The organism is Pseudomonas sp. NPDC089406 (assembly GCF_044900265.1).
GTDB classification, from domain to species: Bacteria; Pseudomonadota; Gammaproteobacteria; order Pseudomonadales; family Pseudomonadaceae; genus Aquipseudomonas; species Aquipseudomonas fakonensis.
The window spans coordinates 113,968-121,652 of record NZ_JBJDNC010000019.1; the positions used below are offsets into that span (position 1 = coordinate 113,968).

At 65.1% G+C, this 7,685-nt stretch carries 7 protein-coding genes; 2 read left to right on the forward strand and 5 right to left on the reverse strand.

Annotation, left to right across the window (positions count from 1 at the left end):
- Positions 1-188 precede the first annotated feature (188 nt).
- Entirely contained in the window at positions 189-2,372 is a 2,184-nt protein-coding gene (gene yccS / locus ACI2KK_RS15330) for a YccS family putative transporter (protein WP_369988426.1), read from the forward strand.
- 249 nt (positions 2,373-2,621) lie between these two features.
- Here yccS and ACI2KK_RS15335 read toward each other — a convergent pair whose 3' ends face one another.
- Positions 2,622-3,359, reverse strand: a complete 738-nt coding sequence (locus tag ACI2KK_RS15335; RefSeq protein ID WP_404669531.1) for a substrate-binding periplasmic protein — start codon at positions 3,357-3,359, stop codon at positions 2,622-2,624.
- A gap of 202 nt (positions 3,360-3,561) precedes the next feature.
- Between ACI2KK_RS15335 and ACI2KK_RS15340 the strand changes: the two genes are divergently transcribed.
- Positions 3,562-4,014, forward strand: a complete 453-nt coding sequence (locus ACI2KK_RS15340; protein ID WP_404669532.1) for a GNAT family N-acetyltransferase — start codon at positions 3,562-3,564, stop codon at positions 4,012-4,014.
- A 147-nt stretch (positions 4,015-4,161) separates the two neighbouring features.
- Here the strand turns inward: ACI2KK_RS15340 and ACI2KK_RS15345 are convergent, their stop codons facing one another.
- The 4 genes from ACI2KK_RS15345 to ACI2KK_RS15360 form a co-directional block, all read right to left on the reverse strand.
- Complete coding sequence (locus ACI2KK_RS15345; protein WP_217840625.1) at positions 4,162-4,464, reverse strand: helix-turn-helix domain-containing protein; 303 nt, start codon at positions 4,462-4,464, stop codon at positions 4,162-4,164.
- Positions 4,465-4,478: 14 nt separating this feature from the next.
- On the reverse strand, positions 4,479-4,979 hold the full coding sequence (locus ACI2KK_RS15350; protein WP_217840626.1) for a M48 family metallopeptidase: 501 nt from the start codon (positions 4,977-4,979) through the stop codon (positions 4,479-4,481).
- A gap of 39 nt (positions 4,980-5,018) precedes the next feature.
- Positions 5,019-7,136, reverse strand: a complete 2,118-nt coding sequence (locus ACI2KK_RS15355) for a putative bifunctional diguanylate cyclase/phosphodiesterase (protein ID WP_404669533.1) — start codon at positions 7,134-7,136, stop codon at positions 5,019-5,021.
- 216 nt (positions 7,137-7,352) lie between these two features.
- A partial coding sequence (locus ACI2KK_RS15360; RefSeq protein ID WP_404669534.1) for a class II fructose-bisphosphate aldolase occupies positions 7,353-7,685 on the reverse strand: 333 nt, incomplete at its 5' end.

Below are 7,685 nucleotides of genomic sequence, written 5' to 3' on the forward strand. Positions count from 1 at the left end.
AGTAGAATCCATTCAGCAGCACGGAACGCTTCTTGCTGGTCTGTGCTGGAGGCGCCAATTTCGGGGCTGCCATGCAGCCCATCGCCGGCAAGCCGGCTCCTACAGGGGGCGCGCTTTCCTGTAGGAGCCGGCTTGCCGGCGATGGCGTCCTCAAAGGTTCTCATTCGACAACTGCCCAGCAGGCCATCATGTCATCCAGCTCGTTTCGCCATTCTTTGCGTCGCCTGTGGGGTCAAGACAAGTTCAGCTATGCCATCCGGGTCACCATCGCCCTAACCGGCAGCATGGCCTGGTGCTGGTACCAGAACGAGATGAGCCTGCTCATCCCGCTGTTCCTGGGCATCATCGCCAGCGCCCTGGCCGAGACCGATGACGGCTGGCAGGGCCGCCTCAGCGCCCTGGCGGTGACCCTGACCTGCTTTGCCATCGCCGCCCTGTCGGTTGAGCTGTTGTTCCCCTACCCCTGGATCTTCGCCGCCTCGATGGCCCTGGCGGCCTTCGGCCTGACCATGCTCGGTGCGCTGGGCGAGCGCTACGGGGCGATCGCCTCGGCCACCTTGATTCTGTCGGTGTACACCATGATCGGCGTTGACCAGCGCGGCGGCGAGGTCACCGACTTCTGGCACGAACCGCTGCTGCTGGTGGCCGGTGCGGCCTGGTACGGGCTGCTCTCGGTGCTGTGGCAGGCGCTGTTCTCCAACCAGCCGGTGCAGCAAAGCCTGGCCAAGCTGTTTTTCGAGCTGGGCAGCTACCTCAAGCTCAAGGCCAGCCTGTTCGAGCCGGTGCGCACCCTCGACGTCGAGGCCACGCGCCTGGAGCTGGCGCGCCAGAACGGCAAGGTGGTGGCGGCGCTCAACGCAGCCAAGGAGATCATCCTGCACCGGGTCGGCAACAGCCAGCCCAACTCCAAGGTCAGCCGCTACCTCAAGCTGTACTTCCTGGCCCAGGACATCCACGAGCGGGTCAGTGCCTCGCACTACCCCTACAACGCCCTGACCGAGGCGTTTTTCCACAGCGACGTGATGTTCCGCTGCCAACGCCTGCTGCGCAAACAAGGCTCGTCGTGCCAGGAGCTGGCGCGCTCGATCCGCCTGCGCCAGCCGTTCGTGCTGGCCAGCGGTTACCCCGAAGCGCTGGAAGACCTCAACGCCTCCCTCGAACACTTGCGCGTCCAGAGCAACCCGGCCTGGCGCGGCCTGCTGCGTTCGTTGCGGGCCCTGGCGGCCAACCTGTCGACCCTCGACCGCCTGCTCAGCGCCGCCAGCAACCCCGACACCCTGGCCGACGCCAGCGACAGCAGCCTGCTGGACCGCTCGCCGCGCAACCTCAAGGATGTGTGGAAGCGCCTGCGTACCCAGCTCACCCCCACCTCGCTGCTGTTCCGCCATGCCCTGCGCCTGTCGCTGGCGCTGTCGGTGGGCTACGGCATGGTGCACCTGATCCACCCAACCCAAGGCTACTGGATCATTCTCACCACGCTGTTCGTCTGCCAGCCCAACTACGGGGCAACCCGGCGCAAACTGGTGCAGCGGGTGTTCGGCACGGCGATCGGCCTGACCGTGGGCTGGGCGCTGTTCGACTTGTTCCCCAACCCGCTGGTGCAGTCGGCGTTTGCCGTGGTGGCCGGGGTGGTGTTCTTCGTCAACCGCACCACCCGCTATACCCTGGCCACCGCAGCGATCACCCTGATGGTGCTGTTCTGCTTCAACCAGATCGGCGATGGCTACGGGTTGTTCCTGCCGCGCCTGTTCGACACCCTGGTGGGCAGCCTGATCGCCATTCTGGCGGTATTCCTGTTCCTGCCCGACTGGCAGGGCCGGCGGCTGAACAAGGTGCTGGCCAACACCCTGGCCTGCGCCAGCGAGTACCTGCGCCAGATCATGCAGCAGTACGCCCACGGCAAGCGCGACGACCTGGCCTACCGCCTGGCCCGGCGCAACGCCCACAACGCCGACGCGGCGCTGTCCACCACCCTGGCCAACATGCTCATGGAGCCGGGGCACTTCCGTAAGGAGGCCGATGTGGGCTTCCGCTTCCTGGTGCTGTCGCACACCCTGCTCAGCTACCTGTCCGGATTGGGCGCGCACCGCGACACGGCATTGCCGGCCGAGGTGCATGAACAGTTGATTGATGGCGCCGGGCGTACCCTGGCCAGCAGCTTGGACGAGTTGGCCAATGGCTTGGCGGCGCGGCTGCCGGTGGCCATTCACAGTGATGCCGAGGAGGCGCTGGCCAATGCCCTGGAGCAAATGCCCGAAGAGCTTGATGAGCATCAGCGGCTGGTGCAGACCCAGCTGGCGCTGATTTGCCGGCAACTGGGCCCGCTGCGCACCCTGGCCGGGCATTTGATCAAGGAAGGCCAGCCGGGCTGAAGGGTTCTGGGAGCGATTGCCCGACTAAAATCTAAGAGCCTGCACGCATTCTGTGGGAAGCGGCCTTGTGTCGCGATGGGGCGCGAAGCGGCCCCAAGGCCTCAGCCTCATGCAAAATTGCCGGGGCTGCTGCGCAGCCCATCTCGACCGGACGGCGCCCCGGCAAGGCCGCTTCCCACAAGAATCGAGTCGGCTTTTAAAAATTGAGCAAGTCAGTTGCTCCTACAAGGATCGCGTTGGAGCAGGTCGTCAGAACCCATGCTGGCGCAACAACCGCTCATAGCTGCCATCAGCCTTCATCGCCGCAATGGCCTTCTCGAACCGCGCCACGATCTGCCCATGCTCCGGGTGCTTGAGGCTGACCAGAATGTGCAGGCTGTTCTCCCCCAGCGGCCGCTCGACGAAGGTGATCGAGTCACGCACCGCCTGCGGCTCGCGCTGCAGGTTGTAACGGGCCACGTACTCGTCCTCCACCGCCAGGTTGACCCTGCCTGCCGCCAGCATGCGCACGGCCGATGAAAAGTTGCGCACCACCACCTTGTTCAGCCGCGGGTCGCTGTCGAACACCGGTGAATAGGCGTAGTCGCGCACCACGGCGATGCTGTAGGGGTAGAGATCGGCCTGGCGCCGGTAGCTGAAGGCCTGGCCCTGGCGCTTGAGCAGGCGGATGCGGTTGGTCAGGTAAGTGCCGGAGAACTGGCCGATACGCTCGCGCTCGGCGTTGTACCAAGCGTTCACCAGCACGTCGTAGCGCCCCTCGCCGATGCCCATCAGCGCCCGCGCCCAGGGCACCTCCTCGAACACCGTGGTGAAGCCCGCGCGGTTCAGCGCGGTAGTGACCAGGCTGGTAGCCAGGCCGCCGCCGGGCATGCTGCTGTCGGTGAACGGCGGCCAACTGTCGGCCACCAGGCGCAAGCGCTCCTGGCCAAAAGCCGGCAGCGTACACAACACGCCCAGTATTCCAAGAACGCAAAGCAGTGGCCGCATGCTCAAGTCCCTTTGCAGTTGGGGAGCCCACGCTGAAGTCTGGCGATCTTTACCCGTAACGCGCCTTGCAGATTACACAAGCCGCCTGCCGGCCACAGCGGGCAATCATGTCATTTAGCCTCTATTTTGGCCGTATGGATTGGCGCTCGTGCTCGGCGGCGGGATTTGCGATCATCCACGGCCCAGCCCCCCGGAGCCCGCCATGACCCTCGAATGGATTTGCAAGCACCATACCGACCTCGACAAAGATCAGCTGTACGCCATCCTGCAACTGCGCACCGAGGTGTTCGTGGTCGAGCAGCGCTGCGCCTACCAGGAGGTCGACGGGCAGGACCTGGTGGGTGACACCCTGCACCTGATGGGCTGGCAGGACGGCAAGCTGGTGGCCTACCTGCGCCTGCTAGACCCGCAGTCGCAAGGCGGTGATGTGGTGATCGGCCGGGTGGTGACCTCACCTGCGGCACGTGGCGCTGGCCTGGGCCACACCTTGCTGCTCAAGGGACTGGAGTGCGCCGCACACTGTTGGGCGGGCACGCCGGTGTACCTGTCGGCGCAGGCGCACTTGCAGGGGTATTACGCCAGGCACGGGTTCGTTGCGGTGGGCGAGCAATACCTGGAGGACGATATTCCGCACATCGGCATGCGCAAGGCCTGAGCGAGACACCTTTCCAGTAGGAGCGGCCTTGTGTCGCGATGGGCCGCGTAGCGGCCCCAAGGTCTCAGCCTCATGCAGAATTGCCGGGGCTGCTGCGCAGCCCATCGCGACACAAGGCCGCTCCTACAGAGGGCGTGTTCAGCCTTCTTACGGGTACCCCAGCACCTCGCGCAACTGGCGCAGGTTGCGGGTGATCCACTGCTTGTCGATCGCCCCCCAGTCGCGAATGCGGTAGCTGCCGGCATGGTTGCGCGCGCCGGCCTGTTGTTCGAACTCACAAACAATATCCAGGTCGGCCAGGGCGGCGATGGTGTCCTGGGCGGTGCGCCGGGGCATGCCGGTGGCCTCCATCAGCGCCGGCACGCTGGCGGCGGTCTGGCTGTCGATCAGCCAGGCCACGTACAGGCGACGGTAAAAGCTGCTGCGGGTCTTGCTCACTTCCGTGGTCATGGGGTGCTTGTCCCTCAGGTGTTGCCCGGCAGCTCCCGATAGGTCAGGTAGACGCGCAGGTCGAATTCCAGTTGATGGTAGTCCGGCTCCATGTGCTGGCAGAGCTGGTAGAACGCCTTGTTGTGGTCACGCTCGCGCAGGTGCGCCAGCTCGTGCACCACGATCATGCGCAAGAACTGCGGCGCCGCCTCCTTGAACAGCGAGGCGATGCGGATTTCCTTCTTGGCCTTGAGCTTGCCGCCCTGCACCCGCGACACCGCGGTATTGAGCCCCAACGCACGGTGGGTGAGGTCCAGGCGGTTGTCGAACAACACCTTGTCCAGCGGTGGAGCGCTGCGCAGGAACGACTGCTTGAGGTCCTGGGCGTATGCATACAGCGCCTTGTCGTTCTGCACCCCGTGGCGCTCGGGGTAGCGCTGCTGCAGGTAGGCACCCAGGCGGTCGCTGGCGATCATCTGGCGCACCTGTTCCTGAAGGTGTGGCGGGTAGGCTTGCAGGTAACGTAAAGCAGTCATGGCTGGCGCATCGGCACGAGGATGCGCGAGTTTAGCCAATCATGCGCCCCAGGGGAAAACTGCCGGAAAGTCGCCGGCATCCACAGCGGTCATCGGGCGCGCCACCAGGAACCCTTGTACGTAGGCGCAACCGGCAGCCTTGAGCCATTCGGCCTGGGCCTTAGTCTCGACGCCCTCGGCGATGACAGTGATGTCGTAGGCCGCGCACAGGGCGATCACGCTGCGCACCAAGGCTATGTCGGGCGCCGACTCCGGCAGCCGCGCCACCAGGTGGCGGTCGAGTTTCAGCGTGTCGATGGGCAAATCGCGCAGCATGCGCAGCGAGCAGTCGCCGGCGCCGAAGTCGTCCAGCGCCACGCGGATGCCCAGCTCGCGCAGGCGGTTGACCTGCTTCACCGCCGCATCGATGTTGTACATCAGCGAGGTTTCCGCCACCTCCACTTCCAGCTGGTGGCCCTGCAGGCCGTATTCCTCGATGACCCGCGCCAGTTCGTCGGCCAGCCCCGGCATGGCGAACTGCGCGCGGCTCAGGCTGATGCCCAGCACCAGCTCGGGGCCAAAGCGCGCGCCCCAGCCACGGCGCTGGTCGGCGCCCTTGCGGTAGATCCAGCTGGCCAGGCGATTGATCAGCCGGGCCTCTTCCAGCAGCGGGATGAACAGCCCCGGCGGCACGTCGCCGACACTGGGGTGCTTCCAGCGCAGCAGCGCCTCGAAGCCGCGCAGGCGGCCGTCGGCAAACGCCACCTGCGGCTGGTAGACCAGGGTGAAATCGTTCTGCTCGATGGCGGCGCGCACGCTGTCTTCAAGCATCAGCCGCGAACGGGCGCGGCCGTTGAGTTCCTCGTCGTAGAAGCGGTACTGCTGGCGCCCGGCCTGCTTGGCCGCATACATCGCCGCATCCGCCGCGCGCAGCAGGCCTTCGACGTTGGCGCCGCAATCCGGGTAGGTGGCAATGCCGATGCTCACCCCCAGGCTGACCTCCAGCCCGTCCACTTCCTTGAACCCCGACATGCGCTCGAGCAACTGCTCGGCGAAGCGCCCGGCCTGCTCGGGGTACGGCAGGCCATCGAACAGCGCGGTGAACTCGTCACCGCCCATGCGCGCCAGCAGCGCGGCGCTACCCAGGCAATCCTTGAGCTGCTCGGCAACCCAGCGCAGCACCTGATCGCCGGCCTCGTGGCCGAGCAGGTCGTTGATCCGCTTGAAGCCGTCCAGGTCCATGTACATCAGGGCCTTGGCCTTGCCCGAGCGCTCGTTGCGCAGCAGCGCACTCTCGGCGGTCTGGTAGAAGCCGCGGCGGTTGAGCAGGCCGGTCAGCGGGTCAGTTACCGCCTGGTACTCCAGCTGTTGATGCAGGCTGCGCACCACCGACATGTCCAGCACCGTCACCACCATGGCCTTCTGCTCGGCCGGCAGCGGCGCACAAGACAGCGCCACCGGCACCAGTTGGCCGTGCAGGGTACGCAGCTGGGCATCGTGCACGCGGAAGATCTGCCGCCCCAGGTAGGCCTGGTAGAAGTCCGATTCGCGCCACAGGCTGGCGCAGGGCAGCTGGATCAGGTCCAGCACGTGGGCGCCCTGCAACTTGTCCACAGGGGTTTCCAGCAGCCGCGAGATGGCCGGGTTGGCGAAGCCGATGGTGCCCGACTCGTCCACCACCAGGATGCCTTCGGCGGCGTTCTCCAGAATGGAGGCGTTGAAGGCCCGCGCCGACTCAAGCTCGCGGGTCAGGCGCTGGAGCATGCGCCGGTTGTGCTGCTGCTCCAGCAGCGCCTGTACCTTGGGTTTGAGAATCTGCGGGTCGAAGGGCTTGAACAGGTAGTCCACCGCGCCACTGGCATAGCCCTTGAGCACCGCGGCTTCGGATTGTTCGTTGGCGGTAAGAAAGATGATCGGGGTCAGCCGCGTACGCTGGCTGCCGCGCATCAGCCGGGCCACCTCGAAGCCGTCCATCTCGGGCATCTGCACGTCGAGCAGGACCAGGTCCACCTCATGCTCCAGCAGGGTGCTCAGGGCTTCCATGCCGGAACTTGCGGTCAGCACCTGCCAATCCTGGCGCGACAGCAAAGCCCGCATGCTGATGAGGTTTTCCGGATAGTCGTCTACTACCAGTAGGGTCGACCGGTTGTCCGGCTGTTGTGTATGAGCGACATCCATGCTGCTTCTCTTGTAGGACCGACAGCTACATCCGATTGGATCCGATAGTTACTCTAGTCAGGGCGCCCGAAGACGCAACGATCAACCGATGGCTATACGCCATGAATCTGATGTTAGCCGACTAACGGTAAACGCGCCGTGCAAGTTGTCCTGCCCGGCGAGCGGGCACAAAAAAACCCGCATCTCTGCGGGTTTCTTTGTGCAACGGTGCCGGGGTCAGTTGACCTTGGCAGCCAGTTCGCCTTTCAGGTAGCGCTGGAACATGCCTTCCAGGGAGATCGGCTTGATCTTCGAGGCGTTGCCGGCGGTGCCGAAGGCTTCGTAGCGGGCGATGCACACGTCGCGCATGGCCTTGACGGTTTCACCGAAGAACTTGCGCGGGTCGAACTCGCTCGGGTTCTGCGCCATCAGGCGACGCATGGCACCGGTGGAAGCCAGGCGCAGGTCGGTGTCGATGTTGACCTTGCGCACGCCGTGCTTGATGCCTTCGACGATTTCTTCAACCGGTACGCCGTAGGTTTCTTTGATGTCAGCGCGGTGGTGGTTGGG

What these genes read in the sequence shown, in the direction of transcription:
- ACI2KK_RS15345 (WP_217840625.1), bottom strand. Translation starts at nt 4,464, where the DNA reads ATGACCACGGAAGTGAGCAAGACCCGCAGCAGCTTTTACCGTCGCCTG.
- ACI2KK_RS15350 (WP_217840626.1), bottom strand. Translation starts at nt 4,979, where the DNA reads ATGACTGCTTTACGTTACCTGCAAGCCTACCCGCCACACCTTCAGGAA.
- ACI2KK_RS15340 (WP_404669532.1), top strand. Translation starts at nt 3,562, where the DNA reads ATGACCCTCGAATGGATTTGCAAGCACCATACCGACCTCGACAAAGAT.
- yccS (WP_369988426.1), top strand. Translation starts at nt 189, where the DNA reads ATGTCATCCAGCTCGTTTCGCCATTCTTTGCGTCGCCTGTGGGGTCAA.
- ACI2KK_RS15355 (WP_404669533.1), bottom strand. Translation starts at nt 7,136, where the DNA reads ATGGATGTCGCTCATACACAACAGCCGGACAACCGGTCGACCCTACTG.
- ACI2KK_RS15335 (WP_404669531.1), bottom strand. Translation starts at nt 3,359, where the DNA reads ATGCGGCCACTGCTTTGCGTTCTTGGAATACTGGGCGTGTTGTGTACG.